The organism is Pandoraea sp. XY-2 (assembly GCF_004193915.1).
In the GTDB taxonomy this organism is placed as follows: domain Bacteria; phylum Pseudomonadota; class Gammaproteobacteria; order Burkholderiales; family Burkholderiaceae; genus Pandoraea; species Pandoraea cepalis.
Map to the genome: position 1 here is coordinate 2,832,449 of NZ_CP030849.1, position 21,804 is coordinate 2,854,252.

Consider the following 21,804-nt stretch of genomic DNA (forward strand, 5'->3'; position numbering starts at 1 on the left):
TGTCTTCGCGACCGTTCAGTTGGCGGAAAGCGGCTGGGCCGGTGCCGCGGTCACGGCCGCCAGCACAGCGGCGGCTTCGACCGTCTCGAGTGCCGCGTCGATATCCGTGTCGACGTTGCGCTGCTGGGCCTGGTACAGCGTGTAGTAAGCGCCTTCGCGGGCCATCAGCGCATCATGGTTGCCCACTTCGACGATCTTGCCGCGATCGAGCACCACCAGCCGGTCGGCCTTGCGCAGCGTCGACAACCGGTGCGCAATGGCGATCGTCGTGCGGCCCTTGACGAGATTGTCCAGCGCTTTCTGAATTTCCTTCTCGGTCGCCGTGTCGACGGATGACGTCGCCTCGTCGAGAATCAGAATGCGCGGGTCGATCAGCAGGGCGCGAGCGATCGAGATGCGTTGACGCTCGCCGCCCGACAGCGCCTGTCCGCGCTCGCCGACGAGCGAATCGTATCCGTGCGGCAGACGCAGGATGAACTCGTGCGCGTGTGCCGCGCGCGCAGCCGCCACGATCTCGGCGCGCGTCGCCTCCGGCTTGCCGTATGCGATATTCTCGGCAATCGTGCCGAAGAACAGGAACGGCTCCTGCAACACGAGGCCAACGTTGCGGCGGAAGTCCGACACCGGCAACGCGCGAATGTCCACCCCGTCGATCTGGATCGAGCCTTCGGACACGTCGTAGAAGCGGCAGATCAGGTTGACCAGCGTGCTCTTGCCCGAACCGCTGTGTCCCACCAGACCGATCATCTCGCCCGGCGCGATGCGTAGGTCCATGCCCCGGATCACCGCCCGGTTGCCGTAGCGGAAACCGATGTCGCGCAGGTCGATGGCGCCCTTCACTTCCTTCAGGTGCACCGGGTTGACCGGCTCGGGAACGTTCGAGACGTGATCGAGAATATCGAAGATGCGCTTTGCACCGGCCGCTGCCTTTTGCGTGACCGACACGATACGGCTCATGGAATCGAGACGCGTGTAGAAGCGGCTGATGTAGGTAAGGAACGCGGTGAGTACACCGACGGTGATCTCGTGCTTCGAGACCTGCCAGATGCCGAAGATCCACACGACGAGCAGCCCCACCTCGGTGAGGAACGTGACCGTCGGCGAGAATAGCGACCACACCTTGTTCACACGGTCGTTGACCACCAGGTTATGGCGATTGGCTTCCTTGAAGCGCGCGACCTCGCGGTTTTCCTGAGCGAACGCCTTCACCACGCGAATGCCCGGAATGGTATCGGCCAGCACGTTGGTGATTTCCGACCAGATCCGGTCGACCTTCTCGAAGCCGTGGCGCAAACGGTCGCGCACCAGATGGATCAGCCAGGCGATGAACGGCAGCGGCAACAGCGTGACGGCAGCCAGCCAGGGATTGATCGACACGAGGATCACCGACGTCATGACGATCATCAGCACGTCGGTGGCGAAGTCGAGCAGGTGCAGCGAGAGGAACACGCAGATGCGGTCGCTTTCCGAGCCGATACGCGCCATCAAGTCGCCCGTGCGCTTGCCGCCGAAATACTCCAGCGAGAGGCGCAGCAGATGCGAGTACGTCGCGGTGCGCAGATCGGCACCGATGCGCTCCGACACCTTGGCCAGCAGATACGTGCGCGCCCAGCCCAATATCCAGGCCACCACGCCCGCCCCCATCAGGCCTGACAAATAAATTCCCACCAGGTGGTAATCGATCGGCTTGCCGTTCTGGAACGGGATCAGCACGTTGTCCATGAGCGGCATCGTCAGATACGGCGGGATCAACGTGGCCCCGGTGGCGCAGAGCGTGAGCAGGAAGCCGGCCAGCAACTCGAAGCGGTATGGCCGCGCGAACCGCCACAGGCGCAGCAATGCCCACGTCGACGGTGGGGGTTCGACTTCCGGGTTGCATTGCGGACACTCGTCGGCACCCGGCGGCAGTTCCGCCTGACAGATCGGGCAGGTACCCACTTCGTCCGGTACCTCGCTGGCGGTAAAGCCCGCCACCCGCGCGTCGCGCTGCCGCAACACCGTGTCCAACAGCGTCAGCGCGGCCGGATTATGGCCCAGCGTATAGCGCCAGCTCGCCAGCTTTTCGCGCGCGTCGCACAATTCCAGCGCCCCAACGCCCGCATGATCGGTATGTGTCAGCGACAGGTCGGCGCGATACGGCCACGACTGCCAACCGGGCTGACTGCCTGTTTGCGAATGTGCGTCGCGACGCGCGTCGAGCGCCAGGATCCGGCGCTCGGTCGCGACCACCACGCCATGCGCGAAATGCAGCTGTGCGTCGAGATCGACCGTCAGCCAGGCCAGTACGGTTTCGTCGTCGGCCAGTTGCGAAGCGACGTCGGAATACCAGGACTCGGCAGCCGCGCCGGAGGGGCTACCCTCGGAAAGGGCAGTCGGGGCCGCCGCGGGGGCGCTGTCGGAGTGGGGATGTCGGTCATTGCTGCGGCAGACGTGTCCTCAAGGGGCGGACATCGGGGCAAACGAGGAAATAACGAGGCGGACTTTCCCTGTCAGTCCGCGAAATTGCCGCAAGTATAACCACAGCGACGCCTTTTGCGGCGTGGAGTTCCGCGATGACACAGTGCAGCATGGAAATATTGTTGCGACGGTCAACCGTTTACGGATTCTTACGTTAAGTAACCAGTTAACTGCACGAGCGCAAGCGGCGGTGCCGCCTGAAAGCGGCCTCGCCAGCTTCTCCGAACCCCGCCTTGATGCGTGATTTTGCCTTGAGTATGAAAAAGAAAGACATTGAGATTTTCGATGTCCTGTCGCTGCGCGGCCCGAATATGTGGACATATCGGCCGGTGCTTGAGGCATGGGTCGATATCGGCGAACTCGAGGAGTTCCCGTCCAACAAGATCCCTGGATTCCCCGAGCGACTGTCGGCATGGTTGCCGACGCTTGTCGAGCACCGTTGCAGCATCGGCGAGCGCGGCGGCTTCCTTCAGCGCCTGCGTGAAGGCACGTGGCCCGGCCATATTCTCGAGCACGTCACGCTCGAGCTGCAAAACCTCGCCGGCATGCCCGGGGGCTTCGGCAAGGCGCGTGAAACCCCGATCTCAGGCGTCTATAAAGTGATCGTGCGGGCCTGGCACGAAGACGTGACCCGCGCCGCGCTGTTCGCGGCCCGCGATCTGGTCATGGCGGCCATCGAAGACCGCCCCTACGATGTCGATGCCGCGGTGGAAATGTTGCGCGGCCTGGTCGACAAACACTGCCTCGGCCCAAGCACGGCGTGCATCGTCGACGCCGCCGACGACCGCGACATCCCCCATATTCGTCTGTCCGACGGCAATCTGGTGCAACTGGGCTACGGCGCCGCCGCCCGTCGCATCTGGACCGCCGAAACGGACCGTACCCCCGCGATCGCCGAGAGCATCTCGCGCGACAAGGATCTCACGAAGCAACTGCTTGAATCGTGCGGCGTGCCCGTGCCGGAAGGCCGCCTGGTCGAGAACGCCGACGATGCGTGGGAAGCCGCCGAAGACATCGGCCTGCCGGTTGTCGTGAAGCCGTATGACGGCAACCACGGCCGCGGCGTGTTCATCAATCTCACCACGCGCGACGAAGTCGTCACGGCATTCGAAGTCGCTCTGGAAGAAGGCAGCGGCGTGATCGTCGAGCGATTCGTGCCGGGTCTGGAACACCGTCTGCTGGTCGTGGGCGGGCGCGTCGTGGCTGCGGCCATGGGGGAACTGGCCACGGTGGTCGGCGACGGCCAGCATACCGTCTCGGAACTCATCGAGTTGCAGATCAACAGCGACCCGCGCCGCGGTAGCGCCGAAGACCAGCCGCTCAACCGCGTGCGCATCGATTCGTCGGCCCGGCTTGAACTCAAGCGCCAGGGTTTCGACGCCGATGCCGTGCCGCCCGAGGGCAAGAACGTGCTGATCCAGCGCAACGGCAACGTCGCGTTCGACGTGACCGACCGCGTGCACCCGAGCGTGGCTGCGCATGCGTCGCTGGCCGCGCGTATCGTGGGTCTGGACATCGCTGGCGTCGATCTGGTGGCGGAAGACATTTCGCGCCCGCTGGTCGAACAGCGGGGCGCCATCGTCGAAGTCAACGCCGGCCCCGGCCTGCTCATGCATTTGAAACCCGCCGATGGCGCCCCCCGCCCCGTCGGTCGCGCCATCGTCGATCATCTTTTCCCGGATGGCGACGCCGGTCGCATTCCGGTTGTCGGCATTACCGGCACGAACGGCAAGACCGTGACCGCCCGCCTGCTCACGCACGTGTTGCAACTCGCGGGCGAGCGCACCGGTCTTGCCTGCAGCGACGGCCTGTTCCTCGACAAGCGTCTGGTGCAGGCAGGTGACTGTGCCAACTGGGACGCCGCGCACCGTGTGTTGATGAACGCCAGCGTGAGCGCGGCCGTGTTCGAGAACGACAACACCGCCATCCTTTCCGAAGGCCTCGCGTACGACCGCTGCCAGGTGGGTATCGTGACGAACATCGACCGTCCGGATCATCTGGGGCAGTACTTCGTCGAAGACGTCGACCGAATGTTCAGTGTGTTGCGCACACAGATCGATGTGGTACTGCCCGACGGCGTGGCCGTGCTCAACGCGCGCGATCCGCTCGTGGTGGAAATGGCCGAGCTGTGCGACGGCGACGTCATCTTCTTCGGGCTGGATGAACACCTGCCGGCCATCGTGGCGCATCGCGCCGCGGGCAAGCGCGCGGTGTTCGTGCGCAACGGCGACGTCATGCTGGCCAACGGTACCGAGGAAACCACGCTCGGCGCGACGGCCACCATGCCGCTGACCTATGCCGGCCGTGTCGGCTTCCAGATCGAAAACGTACTCGCGGCCGTCGCGGCCGCCTGGTCGATGGGCGTGACGCTCGACGTCCTGCGCACCGGCGTGACCACGTTCGACGTGGGTCAGGTCGATGCCCCGGGCCGCTTCACCCTGTTTGAAAAGCAAGGCGCGACGGTCATCGTCGACGACGCCCATAACGCCCCGGCGCTGACGGCGCTGGCCGCGGCACTGGCGACCCTGCCCGCCGAACGACGCATGGTGGTGTACGGCCCCGGCGTCGACCGGATGGACGACGACCTGCAAGCCGAGGGCAAACTGCTGGCGCAGACGTTCGAGCAAGTCGTGCTGTGCGACGACCTGAGCGTCGAGCGCAAGCGCCCGCTGGCCGAGTCGCGTGCGCAACTGCGCGCGGGCATCGATGCCGAGCGCAAAGTGCAGGTGATTGACGCCGGCGAGCGACGGGCGGCAGCCGAAGCGGCGCTGGCCCAGCTCGTGAGCGGTGACCTGCTCGTGTTGCAAGCCGACGAAGGCGGAGCGACCGCGATGCTCGATCTGGTGCATCAGTGGATGGGCCAGCCGGCGCGCGCGCTGGCGGCCTGACCGACGTGAGCCGCGAGGGGCGGCGTGCAGGGTGATCTGCCGCCGTCCCCTCGCGTATTTAGCCCGTTACCGAATACCCAAGCCACAGTCGTTTTTCTCGCCAACCCACTGACATACAGGGACGCGAAGTGGACAGACAGGGATTGCAATTTATGGAAGTCTCCCGTATCCGCGCATTGCGCGGGCCCAACCTCTGGAGCCGTCACACCGCCATCGAGGCGATCGTGATGTGCACCGATCTGGAATACTCGATCGGCAATCTGGCCGGTTTCGAGGCTCGCCTGCGTGCACGCTTTCCCGAACTGCCGGCGCTGACGCCCGACGCCGAAGAGCGTCCGGTGTCGTTGGCAGACGCCCTCGCCACGACGGCCCTGCATCTGCAGGCCGCGGCAGGGTGCCCGGTGACATTCAGCCAAACGACGCAGACCATCGAACCCGGTACGTTCCAGGTGGTGGTGCAGTACAGCGAAGAACCTGTCGGACGTCTCGCCTTCGAACTGGCGCAGCAATTGATCCACGCGGCCCTCGACGATGGCCCGTTCGACCTGCCCGATGCTCTCTATCGCCTGCGCGATCTCGATGAAGACGTGCGCCTCGGCCCGTCGACCGGCTCGATCGTGGATGCCGCCGTCGCACGCGGCATTCCATATCGCCGCCTGACCGAAGGCTCGATGGTGCAGTTCGGCTGGGGCAGCAAGCAACGCCGCATTCAAGCGGCGGAAACCGACCGCACGTCGGCCGTGGCCGAGTCGATTGCGCAAGACAAGGATCTGACCAAGACGTTGCTGCACGCCGCCGGTGTGCCGGTCCCGCTGGGCGGCACCGTGCGCGACATCGAAGCCGCTTGGAAGCTGGTGCAGGAAATCGACGCACCGGTTGTCGTCAAACCGCGCGACGGCAACCAGGGCAAGGGCGTGGCCGTGCGTCTGCGCACGCGCGAGGAGATTGAGAAAGCGTTCGAAGCCGCGCAGGACATCAGCCGCGACGTCATCATCGAGCGCTATATTCCGGGGCACGATTTCCGTTTGCTCGTGATCGGCAACAAGCTGGTCGCGGCTGCCCGCCGCGATCCGCCGCAAGTGACCGGCGACGGCGTGCACACCGTGCGCCAGTTGGTCGAAACGGTCAATGCCGATCCACGCCGTGGCGAAGGCCATGCGACCTCGCTCACCAAGATTCGTTTCGACGACATTGCACTCGCCACGCTTGCCAAGCAGGGGTTGAACGCCGACTCCGTGCCAGCAGCCGGTGCGCGAATCGTGCTGCGCAACAACGCCAACCTGTCGACCGGCGGCACGGCCACCGACGTGACCGACGACGTCCATCCGGAAATCGCCGCGCGCGCCATCGCCGCTGCGCAGCAGGTGGGGCTGGACATCGCCGGTGTCGATGCCGTGTGCGAGACCGTCATCAAGCCGTTTGAAGATCAGGCGGGCGGCATCGTGGAAGTCAACGCCGCGCCGGGCCTGCGCATGCACTTGCAGCCGTCTTACGGCAAGGGCCGCGCGGTCGGCGAAGCCATCGTCTCCACGATGTTCGACGACGGTGACGATGGCCGCATTCCGCTCGTGGCCGTGTCCGGCACGAACGGCAAGACAACGACGGTGCGCCTGATTGCCCACCTCATCGGCCAGCAAGGCCTGCGCGTGGGCATGACCGGCACCGACGGCATTTATATCAGCGGCCAGCGCATCGACACGGGCGATTGCAGCGGCCCGCGCAGCGCGCGCAACGTGCTGATGCATCCGGACGTGGACGCGGCCGTATTCGAAACCGCGCGTGGCGGCCTGCTGCGCGAAGGCCTGGCCTACGACCGATGCGATGTGGCCGTGGTGACCAATATCGGCATGGGCGACCACTTGGGCCTGTCGTACATCAACACGGTGGAAGACCTCGCCGTGCTCAAGAGTGTGATCGTGCGCAACGTGGCACCGCGCGGCATGGCCGTACTCAATGCCGCCGATCCGATGGTGGCGCGCATGGCCGACGCCTGCCCGGGAGACGTGACCTACTTCGCCATGGACATTGCACATCCGGTGCTCGCCACGCATCGCGCGAAGGGCAAACGCGTGGTCTATGTCCACGGCGGCAGTATCGTGACGTGTCACGGCGGCAAAGAGACCCGCTACGCTCTCGCCGCGATTCCGCTTACGCGCGGCGGCAGCATCGGGTTCCAGGTCGAGAACGCGATGGCGGCCATTGGTGCGGCCTGGGCGCTGAACCTCGATCCGGCGACGATTCGGGCCGGGCTGGCCACCTTCGTGAACGACGCCGGCACCGCGCCGGGGCGCTTCAACGTGTTCGACTACCGCGGCGCGACCGTGATTGCCGACTACGGCCACAATCCGGACGCCATTGCCGCGCTTGCGCAGGCGATCGAGACGATGCCGGCACGACGCCGTTCAGTCGTGATTTCCGGCGCGGGGGACCGTCGTGACGAGGATATCCGCCGTCAGACACAGATCCTTGGCGATGCGTTCGACGACGTGTTGCTCTACCAGGATCAGTGCCAGCGCGGCCGCGAAGACGGCGAAGTGCTGGGCCTGTTGCGCGAAGGTCTGGTCGGCGCGCGACGCGCCAGCCACATCGACGAGATTCACGGCGAGTTCGTGGCCATCGACACGGCGCTCGCGCGCCTGCAACCCGGCGATCTCTGCCTGATTCTCATCGATCAGGTCGACGACGCCCTCGCGCATCTCTCGCAACGCGTGGCGCAGGCGAGCGCCTGAACACGCTTTTGCACCGTTGAGCCTGGCAGGGCTGAGTTCGAGGTGTTACGAACTCAGCCCTTTGCGTTTGCAGTGAGCGAGATCGGAGGCGTCACGCCCTGCACCCGCGCCCGGACGTGGCGATAAAAGCCCAGCAGCGCGTGACAATAAAAACTGGGGTTGTCGTAACTGCGCCCGTCGAATCGGTGGGCGACGTATCCCCCGCCGCACGCCGCAAATGCCTCGCATTGCAGGCAAGTCGCGTGGGGCTCGGGGTAGCGAGTGCGCGCGAAATCGCTGCAGGCTTGCAACGGGTGAGACGTGAGGTTGAACCCGGTGTGCGTTGCGCCCTCCTCGCAGATGGCGAGCACGTCGAGCAAGCGATAACTGCCATCGCTCTCCACGACGACGATCGGCGCAAGCGCCCCGCCAAAGGCATCGAGTTCCGAGCGACGACCGAGCACGCCGCGAATGAACGTTTCGAAGATGCGCACGCTGAAGCCCGGATCGTCGATGGCAAGCCAGGCATCGAACCCTCGACACAGGAAGCTGAGCAGCCGAGCGTGCGTGTAGGCCTGGATGTGACGGGGCGGTGCTGCGAAATTGGCATCGGGGAGCAGGAAGTCGATGGCCGTCAGTCCGAGCGACCGAAAGTAATCGAGCATGCGCACCGGGTCATGATTCGGATCGATCACGGCCAGCACCCCATTGAAGACCCGCTGCGATGCGCGATGCGCAAGACATCGCAGAATCGCTTGCTCGACGCGCTCGCCCGTACCTTTTCGCGCGAAGTCATACCGATGCCGGTCATGCATGTCGGGCGGCCCATCGCAGCTGATGCCCAGGCTCGCGTCGTACCGCGCGTAAATATCCAGCCAGTCATCGTCGATCAACACGCCGTTGCTCTGCGTGATGATGGCGAGGTCCGACGCCGGCAGGCGCCGTCGCAAGTTCGAGAAGAAGCGCTCGGTGTGGGATTTGCCGAGCAGCAGCGGCTCCCCCCCGTGAACCTCCAGCGTCATGCGCGCCGTCGGATACGCACTGCGATGTTCCACCAGGCGCGTTACCAGCGCATCGAGGTGGGACGCGTGCAACCGCTTCGGCCGCTCGCGCCAGCCCTGATCGACACCGTGATACATGTAGCAATAGCTACAGTCGATATTGCAACGCTCGGCGACCTTGACCATCACCAACAGATCGCCGTGAGCGTTAGCGTTGCCGTGCGCCGTCGCGCCGGGTGAGCTCAGCATGGTGCGGGACGACGCGCGGCGCCGCTCACTTGCGCTTGCCGGCCGCCGGCGGCCCGCTTTTGGCGGACTCGCTCTCGGCTCGCGGCGCCATCAGCTTCGTGTGTGCCGCGAAGACGGCGGAGTCGTCCGGTCCGCGCGCCATTTCCGCCCTGACCGACGCGATGATCTTTCCGCCTTGGGCAGGATCTTCGTCGCGGTAGTGCACCAGAATTCCCGGCAAACCCGGCACGCCCTCCAACGCAACGTACCGGTCACTGGACGACACAGGCACTACCCGATAGAGCGGCACGGCCGCCATCTCATGCCCGAACGCCGATTTGATCTCTGCTGATTGCGCCTCGCTCAGGTCGAGCGAACCCACCGGGAAGAAGAGTTCCGAAGCCGTCATGAAAGTACCTCCGATCGAAAGGAAGGGGAACGTCAATATTGCGTGTTGAAAAAGAACGTTTGAAACAGGCGCCCGTTCTCCTTGCAGTCGCCGAAATGCCCCTGGCTCGCGTGAAACCGTCTACCGCGAAACAGGATGAGGCGATTGAAGCGATTCGCGATGCGGTCGGTCATCTCCCAGCGCTCCCATGCGGCGGCATCGGCGTCGCAACGTTGCCGCTGGTCGTCGTCATCGGGGTAGAGGTCGAAGCCGGTTTCGATATGCTGGAAGAAGGCCGTTCCTGCCGTCGGTGGTGCATCGGGCGTGAGATAGACCACGCCGGACCACACTGTGGTGTGGTCGGCATGCACCCACGTGATATCGCGCTGCACGCTGTATTGAAACGCACCGTTGTAGGTGTCGACCGGCCAATAGGTGATGGGCGACTTCACGATGTCCTGGATTGCCGACGTGACGCCGTCGTGGACAAACGCCTCGGTACGCGCGCCGGGATAGTTGCCCTTGACCGCGAAGGTCTGCCTCAACGCGAAATCGCGCACGTCGGCGGGATCGCGATAGAAATCGTCGGTCACGATGATGGAGTCGTGCATGGAGCTCACTTTGGCGTAGCCGGTTCGTCACGCTGGCGCCCTCGCACAGCGGCCTCCCCGGGACACGCTCGGCATCGCGTGCGGTCGGCGTCTCGGGCGCATCCGGCAGCATGCGCTCACGCACCCATTGCAGGTGCTCGGCGGATATCTCCGGACGATCGACTTTGCCAAACCCCGTGCGTCGATCGTAGAAGCCGGCGCGAATCTCCTTCGACACCTCGTAGATGTGGGGATTGAATCCTTGCACGTCATAGAGATGCTGCTCCACCACACCGATCAGCTTGCAGTTCGATGTGTTGCCCGCCATGGCCGTGGGTTGCCAACCGGCGTGCCGGATCCACTGCATCTGCTCGGCCTCGCTCAGCCCTCGCGCGAGCAAAGGCGAGGCACAGAAGAAGCCGTTGTCGGCGTCACGCTTCGTGAATCCGCTCACCGGATACGCCAGCGGAGGAAATCGGTGTCCACTGAGAATGAGTCGGACACCGTACGTTCTGCACGCCTTTGCCATCGCCGCAAACACTCCGCCGATGCATGAGGCACACGGAATCTGGCCGGAACTGGACGCCAGCGATTCGCGGGCCACCTGGCGAATGTCGATCGTCTCGATCACCAGCGCTACGCCAAAGCGCGCGCAGAACGTCCTCGCGTTGTCCTTGACCTCATCGGGAATGAAGCCGTTGTCGACGAGCACGGCGATGGGGCGCAAATGCAACTCCTTTACGGCAAGGAGCAGTGTGAGCGCGCTGTCCTTGCCCCCGGAATAGGCCACTACGGCGTCGGGCGTGCCTTCTCCGCGACAGGATTGCACGACCTCCAGGAGACGGCGCTGCGTGTAGTCGCCGCGTGCGGCTTCGGCCGCGAACGCATGACAGGCCTGACAAATGCCATCGGCTTCGATATGCACGCCAGGCAAGTCTTCGGTGAGCAGGCACCGGGCACAGTAGCGATCGACGGCAACGCCGATGCCAGTGGAGGATTCCACACGGAGTCTGCGCAGCGGCGCGCCGGTCGCGTTGAACAACCGCGCGCGCTGTTCTGCTGACAAAGGTAAGAGAGTTGACGACATCACCGCGGCTCCCATGCCGGGTGCCCGCCAGGACACCCGGAATTCGCGACTCGACGCACTACGGGCGCGAGCCGCATCACACGCAATAGACACGAGCGGACGATAAAACCTGCGGTTTCGCGCCCGTGTCCGACCAAGGTGTCACGTCGAATCAGTGGAGTCCTTGCGAGCCTTGTATGCCCTGAGCGCCTTGCACGCCTTGCGGGCCCTGCAGACCCTGAGCGCCTTGCACGCCTTGGCCGTGCTGATACCCTTGCGGACCCTGCATGCCCTGGACGCCCTGCATACCCTGTGGTCCCTGCATGCCCTGGACACCTTGCATACCTTGCGGACCCTGCACGCCCTGAGCACCTTGCATACCTTGCGGTCCCTGCATGCCGTGAGCACTTTGCATACCTTGTGGGCCCTGAATGCCTTGCATACCCTGCGGGCCCTGCATGCCTTGGACACCTTGCATACCTTGCGGGCCCTGCATGCCCTGAGCACTTTGCATACCTTGTGGGCCCTGAATGCCCTGAGCACTTTGCATACCTTGTGGGCCCTGAATGCCTTGCATACCCTGCGGGCCCTGCGCGCCTTGGACACCTTGCATACCTTGCGGGCCCTGCATGCCCTGAGCACTTTGCATACCTTGTGGGCCCTGAATGCCTTGCATACCTTGCGGGCCCTGCATGCCTTGAGCACCTTGCATACCTTGTGGACCCTGCATGCCCTGAGCACCTTGCACACCTTGTGGGCCCTGCATGCCATGAGCACCTTGCATACCTTGTGGGCCCTGCATGCCCTGAATGCCTTGAGCGTGCTGATACCCCTGAGCCCCTTGCGGACCCTGCATGCCCTGAGGTCCCTGCATGCCTTGGACGCCTTGCATACCTTGCGGTCCCTGCATGCCCTGAGCACCTTGCATACCTTGCGGTCCCTGCATGCCCTGAATGCCCTGGGCGTGCTGATATCCCTGCGGGCCTTGCACGCCCTGGGCGCCTTGCGGCCCCTGCACGCCCTGCACGCCTTGCGGCCCCTGCACGCCTTGCACGCCTTGCAAACCCTGACCGTTCGGATGGCCTTGCACCCCGGCCCCTGCGCGCCGAACACACCGCGAAGTTCCGGGAAGCTCGACACGACTCGGATAGCGCCGATGCGCTGCCCGGTGATCGCTTGAATGTGTCGGATTTGGTCTTCGTTGAGTTGCAGTTCCAGATCGTTCTCGTTCATGGTGCTTTGCTCCTTGAATCAATTAAACATCGGACACCTGCGAGAGCGATTCTGATGAATTCCGAAAGACCCAAACGCCGTGTAGCCTCGCAAACGCACTGCGAGAGCCATCGATTCAAGTCGGGAAAGAGACGAAAGAGAGGTACGAGGGACGGCCGCTCACCTGCGGCAATGCTGGTGCCTTACCGCATCAAGACACAGGGCGCCAGGCGGCAAGCGCGACACGAAATCATTCTGGCGGCGGCGCGTTTGCGCTTTTCTGATTAAGAATTTTCCCAAGCGCGGCGTGCTTTACGTCGCCACGAAGCTAGGGACAGTCAGGTGGTCCAACTCGGCCGTGCGCGCACTGCCGAGCACCGTGACAGCGGCATCCGGCCACGGTCGCCCGCCCCTCCAGTGGCGCCATCATGCGCAAAACGAAGCGCCCGCGCGGCGCTTGATGGGCGGCCGCGCGGGCGCGTCTTCCGGTGTTGCGAGGTGGGCCGGCGCCGCCGGCCAATCCGTCAAACCACGACGTCTTGCGGCGCCATTTGCGTGCCGTACGAGGCCCAGTGTCCGTCTGCGTCGTCGGCCGCCACGGTCGGCTTGCATGAGCCTGCGGTTTCGTCGAGCCCTTGCAGCAACGGGCAACGTTCGAAGAGTTCGGCGATGAAGTCGACAAACACGCGAACCTTCGGCGATAGATGCCGGTTATGCGGATACACGGCCGAAATCGGCATGGGGGCGGCTTCCACTGGTGCAGAATCTCGACCAATTGGCCCGATTGCAGATACGGCAGCGCCATGAAGCGCGCGAGCTGCACCGTCCCGAACCCCGCGAGTCCCAATTGCAGATACGCCTCGGCGTCGTTGACCGCGACCGCCCCTGTCATGGGGATCTCGACCTCCTTGCCGTCCACCAGGAACTGGTCCTCGACGACGCGCCCCGTTCGGCTCGAGAAGTAGTGCACCGCCGTGTGCCGTTGCAGGTCGTCGAGCGAATGCGGCATGCCCATGCGCTCGAGATAAGCCGGTGACGCGCACGTCAGGCTTTGGAACAGGCCCACGCGTCGCGCGACCAGGCTCGAATCCTGAAGCGTGCCAACGCGCAACACACAATCGACGCCCTCCTGGATCAGGTCGACCGGCTTGTCGCCCATGCCCACCATCAGTTCGACTTCCGGGTAGCGTTCGTGAAATTCGCACAGCGCCGGCAGCACCACCAGCTTGCCGAGCGAACCCGGCATGTCGATGCGCAGCTTGCCGCGCACGCGCTGGCTGCTCTCCCGGAACGACGATTCGGTTTCCTCGATATCCGCGAGGATGCGCAGGCATCGCTCGTAATACGCAGCCCCGTCAGGCGTCAGGTTGAGTCGCCGGGTCGTACGCTGCAACAGCCGCGTGCCCAGATGCGCCTCGAGGTTCTGAATAATCGTGGTCACCGAGGTGCGCGGCAAACCGAGATTGTCGGCCGCACGTGAAAAGCTGTTTGCCTCGACGACTCGCGTGAATACCTGCATCGCTTGCAAGCGATCCATGACATTTCCCCATTCGAAAACGTGGTTGCATCAGCCAATCCGGCTTATTTCACGCGCATTGCAAGTGCATAAGCAAATTGGTCGGCGGCAGAAGCCAATACCGGCAAGGCCGACATCGATTAGTCGATCTGACCGAATAGTGTTGCCAAATTATAGGCGTTTATCCCGATGTCCGTCGCCTCTAGACTTCGATCCATCGAATGTCATCAGAGGGGTATCGCGCTCGCGAGCCCAACGCCATATGTCAGCCAACGCCAAGTCGCCCTCGGGACGTCCGGGCCAAACGCACCGCACCGACGACGGACTGCGCATCGAAGAGGTGAGCATCGCCGGTCATGCCGGCCCGGTCACCCTGCGTCTGTATCGGCCGACCGGCCACGCCGGCGCCGATGCCGCCCACGCCGGGGCGGCGGGCGTGGTGGTGCCGCTCGAAGCGCATTTGCCGGTCGTGCTGTACTTCCACGGCGGCGGCTTCTGCCACGGCTCGCTCAACGACGGCGACGCCACGGCCCGCTATCTTGCTCTGCACATCCCCGCGCTGGTGGTCTCGGTGGGGTATTCGCTCGCCCCGGCACACCCGTTCCCCGCCGCGCCGGAAGATGCGTGGTGCGCCGCGCGCTGGCTGCACCGCAACGCCCGGCGCTACGGTGCCAGCCCGCGCCGTCTTGCCGTGGCCGGGCACGATGCCGGCGGCAACATCGCCGCAGCGTTGACGATGATGGCGCGTGATCGCGGTGAAATTGCCATCTCGGCACAGGTACTGCTCGCTCCGCTGCTCGACCCTAGCATGACGCGCCTGGCCGACGGGCGCACGCCAAGCGATATCGAAGCCAGCGAGTGCGCCCGCTGCTATCGCGCCTATTTGCCGCACGCAACGCAGCGTCTGCATCCGTATGCCGCGCCGCTCGAATCGCGCCGTCTCGCGGGCCTGCCGCCCACGCTGATTGCTTCTGCCGAACATGACCTGCTACACGTCGAAGCCGAAAAATATGCGGCGGAGCTCATCGCGGCCGGCGTGCCGACACAGGTCACGCGCCATCGCAGCGCGTCCCATCACGGCCTGGCCGCCCTGCCCGCCGCACTGCGGGAAGTGGCCGCGTTCCTGACACGCCGGCTGGCGCCACCCGCCACCGGTGCCCCCCAGTGAGTCCATCCGATTCCGGAGATTTTAAAAAAATGACCACCCTCGCTCGCAAACCCGTTCTTATTGCCGCCGCCGTTACGGTGGCGCTCGTGGCCCTGGGCACGCTCACGGTCGTGCGCGTCGACGCCAGCACGCCTCCCAGCGCGCAAGTCATGCCGACAGTGGAAGTCGACGTAGCCAACGTGATCTCACGCACCGTGACCGATTGGCAAAGCTATTCCGGCCGCCTCGACGCTGTGGATCGCGTTGACATCAAGCCGCTCGTGTCGGGCACCATCACCGCCGTGCATTTCAGGGACGGACAGCTCGTGAAAAAGGGCGATGCGCTCTTCACGATCGATCCGCGTCCGTATGCGGCCGAAGTCGACCGCACGGCGGCGCAACTCGCGTCGGCGCAGGCACGCGACGTCTTCACCAGCACCGACCTCGCCCGCGCGCAGCGGCTGATCGCGGATAACGCCATCGCAAAGAAGGACTTCGACCAGAAGGAAAACGCCGCGCGCGAGGCTGGCGCCAACGTGAAAGCGGCACGCGCCGCGCTCGAAACCGCTCGCATCAACCTCGGCTACACGCAAATCGTGGCGCCGATCGCAGGTCGGGTCTCGCGCGCGGAAATCACGGTGGGCAATACGGTATCGGCCGGCGCACAATCGCCTGCGCTGACCACCGTGGTCTCCGTTTCGCCGATCTACGCGGCGTTCGACGTCGATGAGCAGACCTATCTGCGCTATCTCGCGCGCGATACCGCGAAGACGAACGGCGTCCCCGTCGACCTGGGCCTGGCCAATGAGTCCGGTTATTCGCGCAAGGGCACCGTGTATTCGGTCGATAACCGTTTTGATACGACCTCGGGCACGATCCGTGTGCGTGCGCGCTTCGATAACACCGACGGCGCGCTCTTGCCGGGCCTGTACGCCCGCATTCGCGTGGGCGGCGGCGAACCGCACCCGGCGCTGCTTGTCGACGAGGCCGCCATCGGCACCGACCAGAGCAAGAAGTTCGTGCTCGTCGTCGACCCGCAGAACAAGGTGCAGTATCGCGAAGTACAGTTGGGCGAGCGCCACGGCGGTCTCATCGAGATCGCAGGCGGCCTGAAGGACGGTGAGCGCATCGTTGTCAACGGGCTGCAGCGCGTGCGTCCGGGCGATCCGGTCACGCCGAAGGCCGTGAAGATGGCCGGTGATACGGGCGACGGGCACGACATCGTCGCGCCGGCCCTGGCCACCAACGCCACCGCTACCGACACTGCCGCCGGCACGCCCGCGAACACCTCGAGCCAGCCGCCTCAGCACAACCCCAAGGCCAGCGCGGGCGCCAAGCCGGCCACGGCCCGTTCGGTCGCGGCGGCCACCACGGCGACGCGTTCGTGAAATGCGCCCACGCTCACCTGCGCACGCGCGAACCGCGCCCTGAACGACCCCCAAGAGTCTCGTCATGAACATCTCAAAATTCTTTATCGACCGGCCCATCTTCGCGGGGGTGCTCTCGATCATCACGCTGCTGGCCGGCCTGATCGCCGTGTTCCAGCTGCCGATCTCGGAGTACCCGGAAGTGGTTCCGCCGTCGGTCGTGGTGCATGCCCAATACCCCGGCGCCAACCCGAAGGTGATCGCCGAGACCGTGGCCGCGCCCCTCGAAGAGCAGATCAACGGCGTGGAGAACATGCTGTACATGCAGTCGCAGGCCAACAGCGACGGCAACCTCACCACGACCGTGACCTTCCGCCTGGGCACCGACCCGGACAAGGCCCAGCAGCTCGTGCAGAACCGTGTCTCGCAAGCGCTGCCGCGTCTGCCGGACGACGTGCAGCGTCTGGGGGTGACGACGATCAAGTCCTCGCCCACGCTCACGATGGTGGTGCACTTGCTCTCGCCGAACCAGCGCTACGACATGACCTACCTGCGCAACTACGCGCTCATCAACGTCAAGGATCGCCTCTCGCGCATCAAGGGCGTAGGCGAGGTGCAGTTGTGGGGCGCGGGTGATTACTCGATGCGGGTGTGGCTCGATCCTGCAAAGGTTGCCCAGCGCGGCCTGACCGCCTCGGACGTGGTGAAGGCCATTCGCGAACAGAACGTGCAGGTCGCGGCCGGTGTCATCGGCGCGTCGCCGGCCGGTCCGAACACGCCGTTGCAGCTCAACGTCAACGCGCGTGGGCGGTTGAATACGGAAGACGAGTTCCGCGACATCATCCTGAAGACCTCACCGGACGGTGCCGTCACGCACCTGGGCGACGTGGCCCGCGTGCAGCTCGACGCCTCGCAATACAGCCTGCGCTCGTTGCTCGACAACCAGCCGGCGGTGGCGCTGGCCATCAACCAGTCACCGGGGGCGAACTCGCTGCAGATCTCCGATCAAGTCCGCGAAGCCATGGCGGAGCTGCAAAAAGACATGCCGCCGGGCGTCGAATATCGCATCGTGTATGACCCGACGCAGTTCGTGCGGTCGTCGATCAAGGCCGTGGTGCACACGCTGCTTGAAGCCATCGCCCTCGTGGTGCTGGTAGTGATCGTGTTCCTGCAGACGTGGCGCGCGTCGATCATTCCGCTGCTCGCCGTGCCGGTATCGATTGTGGGGACATTCGCCCTGCTGCTCGGCTTCGGCTACTCGATCAACGCGCTGTCGCTGTTCGGGATGGTGCTCGCCATCGGTATCGTGGTGGACGACGCCATCGTGGTGGTCGAGAACGTGGAGCGCAACATCGCGGCCGGGCTCTCGCCCAAGGAAGCGACGTATCAGGCCATGCGCGAAGTGAGTGGTCCGATTATCGCGATCGCGCTCACGCTGGTGGCCGTGTTCGTGCCGCTCGCCTTCATGTCGGGTCTCACGGGTCAGTTCTACAAGCAGTTCGCGATGACCATCGCCATCTCGACCGTGATCTCGGCCTTCAACTCGCTTACGCTGTCGCCGGCCATGGCCGCGCTGCTGCTCAAGGACCATCACGCCAAGCCCGATTGGCTCACGCGGCAGATGAACCGATATCTGGGCGGCTTTTTCAATGCGTTCAACCGCGTGTTCCATCGCGGCTCCGAGAAGTACGGTCAAGGCGTGACGCGCGTGATCGGGCGCAAGGCGATCATGATGGCGATCTTCGCCGTCCTGCTCGGCGCCACGATGCTGATGAGCAAGGTCGTGCCGAGCGGCTTCGTGCCGGCGCAGGACAAGGAGTATCTGGTCGCGTTCGCCCAGTTGCCGAACGGCGCGTCGCTCGACCGTACCGAGAAGGTGATTCGCGACATGACCGACGTTGCCCTGAAAACGCCGGGGGTGCAGAGCGCCGTGGCCTTCCCGGGGTTGTCGGTCAACGGCTTCACCAACTCGTCGTCGGCGGGCATCGTGTTCGTCACGCTCAAGCCGTTCGCCGAGCGTCACGACAAGACGCTCTCGGCGGCCGCCATCGCCGGGCAACTCAACGGCGCATACTCGAAGATGAAGGACTCGTTCATCGCCGTGTTCCCGCCGCCGCCGGTGCTGGGGCTCGGGACACTCGGCGGCTTCAAGCTGCAAATCGAAGATCGCGGCGCGCTCGGCTACGCCGCCTTGAACGACGCCACGCAGGCGTTCATCAAGAAGGCCTCGCAGACGAAGGAACTGGGCCCGACGTTCTCGTCGTACCAGATCAACGTGCCGCAGTTGAACGTGGATCTCGACCGCGTGAAAGCCAAGCAGTTGGGTGTGCCGATCACCGACGTGTTCGACACCATGCAGATCTACCTCGGCTCGCTGTACGTGAACGACTTCAACAAGTTCGGGCGCGTGTATCAGGTGCGTGTTCAGGCCGATGCGCCGTTCCGCGCCCATGCCGACGACATCGGGCTGCTCAAGACTCGAAACAGCAATGGCGACATGGTGCCGCTCTCGTCACTGGTGAAAGTGTCGCCAACGTTCGGCCCGGAAATGGTGGTGCGCTACAACGGCTACACCGCTGCCGACGTGAACGGCGGTCCGGCCCCCGGGTATTCGTCGGGTCAGGCGCAGGCTGCCGTGGAGCGCATTGCCGCCGAGACGCTGCCGCGCGGGGTGAAGTTCGAATGGACGGACCTGACGTATCAGCAGATTCTCGCGGGCAACTCGGCGCTGTGGGTGTTCCCGATCTCGGTGCTGCTGGTGTTCCTGGTACTCGCCGCACAGTACGAAAGCCTGACGCTGCCGCTCGCCGTCATCATGATCGTGCCGATGAGCATTCTGTCCGCGCTGTTCGGCGTGTGGCTGACCGGAGGGGATAACAACATCTTCACGCAGATCGGTCTGATGGTGCTGGTGGGGCTCTCCGCGAAGAACGCGATCCTGATCGTGGAGTTCGCACGCGAGCTGGAAATGCAAGGCCGCAGTCCCGTGGCCGCCGCGATCGAGGCAAGCCGCCTGCGTCTGCGCCCGATTCTGATGACGTCGATCGCGTTCATCATGGGGGTGGTGCCGTTGGTGACATCGACCGGCGCCGGTTCGGAAATGCGTCACGCGATGGGGGTTGCCGTGTTCTTCGGCATGATCGGCGTGACCGGCTTCGGTCTGATGATGACGCCGGTGTTCTACGTGCTGCTGCGCACGCTGGCGGGCAAGAAGCCGCTGCACAGCGCTCACGCATCGACCATGCCCGCCAACGTCAAGGCCGAAGTCTGAAGGATGCCAATCATGCAATCGCAATGGATCAAACGAAGTCTGGGTGTCTCGAGCCTGCTCGGGGCCCTGCTGGTGGTGGCGGGCTGCTCGATGGCCCCCACGTACGAAGTGCCGACGGTGACCGACAAGGGGACGCCGACGGCATTCAAGGAAGCGTCGCTCCCGGCCGGTGAAGCCGGCACTTGGAAGCCCGCCGAGCCCGCCGAAGCAATGGCGCGCGGCCAATGGTGGAAGGTGTTTGGCGACGCCACCCTGGACACGCTCGAGGATGATGCGCTGGCGGCCAACCAGAACCTGAAGGCGGCCGCCGCCCGCGTGCAGGAAGCCCGAGGGGTGCAGCGTCAGGCCCGTGCGGCGCTGTTCCCGACGCTCGACGCCGGGTTCGGTCCCACACGGCAGAAGCTCTCGCCCGCCTCGCAGATGCAACCGGACGGCACGAACATCGCGCCGTACACGCTGTGGCGCGCGCAAGCGAGCGTCGGCTATGAAGTCGATTTGTTCGGACGCGTGTCGGACAACGTTGCTGCAGCCCGCGCGGACGCCGAGCAGAGCGAAGCCCTCTATCGCTCGGTGCAGCTCGCGCTGCAAGCCGATGTCGCGCAGAACTACTTCAGCCTGCGCGAGCTCGACGCCGAACAGGCGCTCTACACGCAAACGGTGACGCTGCGCGAAGCAGCGCTCAAGCTGGTGCAGCGACGCTTTGCCGAAGGCGATATCGACGAGCTGGACGTGGCGCGCGCCAGGGCCGAACTGGCCACGGCGCAATCCGACGCGCTGGCGGTCGCGCGTCTGCGGGCCGCCTCGGAACACAGCCTCGCGATTCTGCTCGGCAAGGCGCCCGCGCAATTCACGTTCGCGCCGTCGCCGCTCACGCCGGTCGCCGTGCACATCCCGGCGGGTCTGCCGTCTGCCTTGCTCGAACGACGTCCGGATATCGCGGCGGCCGAACGCGGCATGGCAGCCGCCAACGCGCGCATCGGCGTGGCGAAAGCGGCCTTCTTCCCCTCGCTCTCGCTCACCGGCGCGGGCGGCTTCGAAGCGGCCACGCTGGGCGACCTGTTCAACTGGTCGAGCCGTACCTTCCTGCTCGGCCCAGTAGTAGGCGGACTGCTCTCGATGCCGATCTTCGATGGCGGCGCGCGCAGCGGCAATCTGTCGCGGGCGCGGGCGCGCTACGAGGAAGACGTCGCGAACTATCGCCAGCAAGTCCTCGTCGCGTTCCAGGAAGTCGAGGACAACTTGTCCAACCTGCGCCTGCTTGCCGCGCAGACGCGTGCACAGAACGACGCCGTGACAGCGTCTAACCGTGCCGCGCAACTCTCGCGCATGCAGTATCAGGAAGGCTCGATTGCCTATCTCGATGTCATCGATGCGGAACGTACGGTGCTTCAGGCGCGGCGCAGCGCGGTCCAACTCGCCGGCGCGAACGCGGTCTCGACCGTCAACCTGATCCGCGCTCTTGGCGGCGGCTGGGGCGATGTGCCGGTGGCCAATGCGCCAACGACGTCCACGACGCCGAGGTCGCCCAACGAGCCGGCCAACGGCGCTACGGCGGCGACGCCGGCCGACAACGCCACGGTAGCCGCCCGATAGATTTCATCTGCGTCGAAGTTTCTTCCCTGCGTCCCTGCTTGCCCGGTGCCTGCCTTGCGTCAACCGACGTTCGGCGTGCCCGGGCTTTTTTTGCTCCGTGCGCACCAGACGAACCTGAGCTCTTCGCATCCGCCGATCCGCCCATCCTCCGGACAGCATTCCCTCCTTCCTCCGCCGGCAAGGATCACGCCTTTTGCGTCTCGTTTTCCTGATTTTGGTGCGCCGCTTCATCGCCAACCCGTTCCTATCGGAGATTTCGCTGCGGCGCAGCATTAAAATCTCGCGCTCGCACTCTCCCAATCCATCGATATACGATATATCATGCACAAAATATCAACACGCCGCCCTAAACGGGTGCAGATGGTGGAGCGG

Annotated in this window: 12 protein-coding genes and 1 pseudogene; 8 read left to right on the plus strand and 5 right to left on the minus strand. The window is 64.7% G+C overall.

The genetic code is table 11. The features are described 5' to 3' along the window. Positions 1-15 precede the first annotated feature (15 nt). Positions 16-2,304 carry an ABC transporter ATP-binding protein gene (locus DRB87_RS12830; protein WP_130026176.1) on the minus strand — a complete coding sequence of 763 codons (2,289 nt, stop codon included), beginning with the start codon at positions 2,302-2,304 and terminating at the stop codon, positions 16-18. Between the two features lie 410 nt (positions 2,305-2,714). Here DRB87_RS12830 and cphA (DRB87_RS12835) point away from each other — a divergent pair, with 410 nt between their 5' ends. Both cphA (DRB87_RS12835) and cphA (DRB87_RS12840) read left to right on the plus strand, forming a co-directional pair. Next, positions 2,715-5,345, plus strand: a complete 2,631-nt coding sequence (cphA, locus tag DRB87_RS12835; RefSeq protein ID WP_130026177.1) for a cyanophycin synthetase — start codon at positions 2,715-2,717, stop codon at positions 5,343-5,345. A 152-nt stretch (positions 5,346-5,497) separates the two neighbouring features. Next, the gene (gene cphA / locus DRB87_RS12840) at positions 5,498-8,074 is read left to right on the plus strand and encodes a cyanophycin synthetase (protein WP_130026178.1); all 2,577 of its coding nucleotides are present in this window, start codon (positions 5,498-5,500) and stop codon (positions 8,072-8,074) included. Between the two features lie 53 nt (positions 8,075-8,127). Here cphA (DRB87_RS12840) and DRB87_RS12845 read toward each other — a convergent pair whose 3' ends face one another. Genes DRB87_RS12845 through DRB87_RS12855 form a run of 3 tightly spaced genes read right to left on the minus strand, consistent with a single transcriptional unit; the run spans position 8,128 to position 10,281 of the window. After that, positions 8,128-9,303 (minus strand): radical SAM protein, encoded by a 1,176-nt coding sequence (locus tag DRB87_RS12845; RefSeq protein ID WP_130026179.1) that lies wholly within the window; start codon positions 9,301-9,303, stop codon positions 8,128-8,130. 25 nt (positions 9,304-9,328) lie between these two features. Then, the gene (locus DRB87_RS12850; RefSeq protein WP_130026180.1) at positions 9,329-9,691 is read right to left on the minus strand and encodes a hypothetical protein; all 363 of its coding nucleotides are present in this window, start codon (positions 9,689-9,691) and stop codon (positions 9,329-9,331) included. 32 nt (positions 9,692-9,723) lie between these two features. Beyond that, positions 9,724-10,281: a DUF6445 family protein gene (locus tag DRB87_RS12855; protein WP_130026181.1), complete on the minus strand. Its 558-nt coding sequence runs from the start codon at positions 10,279-10,281 to the stop codon at positions 9,724-9,726. 706 nt (positions 10,282-10,987) lie between these two features. On the opposite strand from DRB87_RS12855, the gene DRB87_RS23065 reads away from it, so the two are divergent. Then, positions 10,988-11,323: a hypothetical protein gene (locus tag DRB87_RS23065; protein WP_165385307.1), complete on the plus strand. Its 336-nt coding sequence runs from the start codon at positions 10,988-10,990 to the stop codon at positions 11,321-11,323. A 196-nt stretch (positions 11,324-11,519) separates the two neighbouring features. Then, entirely contained in the window at positions 11,520-12,506 is a 987-nt protein-coding gene (locus tag DRB87_RS23635; protein ID WP_240755976.1) for a glutamate-rich protein 5, read from the plus strand. 556 nt (positions 12,507-13,062) lie between these two features. Here the strand turns inward: DRB87_RS23635 and DRB87_RS12870 are convergent. After that, positions 13,063-14,075 (minus strand): annotated as a pseudogene (locus DRB87_RS12870) (LysR family transcriptional regulator). 241 nt (positions 14,076-14,316) lie between these two features. On the opposite strand from DRB87_RS12870, the gene DRB87_RS12875 reads away from it, so the two are divergent. The 4 genes from DRB87_RS12875 (at position 14,317) to DRB87_RS12890 (ending at position 21,432) form a co-directional block, all read left to right on the plus strand. Beyond that, positions 14,317-15,222: an alpha/beta hydrolase gene (locus tag DRB87_RS12875; protein WP_130026182.1), complete on the plus strand. Its 906-nt coding sequence runs from the start codon at positions 14,317-14,319 to the stop codon at positions 15,220-15,222. Positions 15,223-15,251: 29 nt separating this feature from the next. Next, a complete protein-coding gene (locus tag DRB87_RS12880) occupies positions 15,252-16,589 on the plus strand; it encodes an efflux RND transporter periplasmic adaptor subunit (protein ID WP_130026183.1) in 1,338 nt (445 codons plus the stop codon). Positions 16,590-16,653: 64 nt separating this feature from the next. Next, positions 16,654-19,839: an efflux RND transporter permease subunit gene (locus DRB87_RS12885; protein ID WP_130026184.1), complete on the plus strand. Its 3,186-nt coding sequence runs from the start codon at positions 16,654-16,656 to the stop codon at positions 19,837-19,839. A gap of 12 nt (positions 19,840-19,851) precedes the next feature. Further along, the gene (locus DRB87_RS12890; RefSeq protein ID WP_130026185.1) at positions 19,852-21,432 is read left to right on the plus strand and encodes an efflux transporter outer membrane subunit; all 1,581 of its coding nucleotides are present in this window, start codon (positions 19,852-19,854) and stop codon (positions 21,430-21,432) included. Positions 21,433-21,804 lie beyond the last annotated feature (372 nt).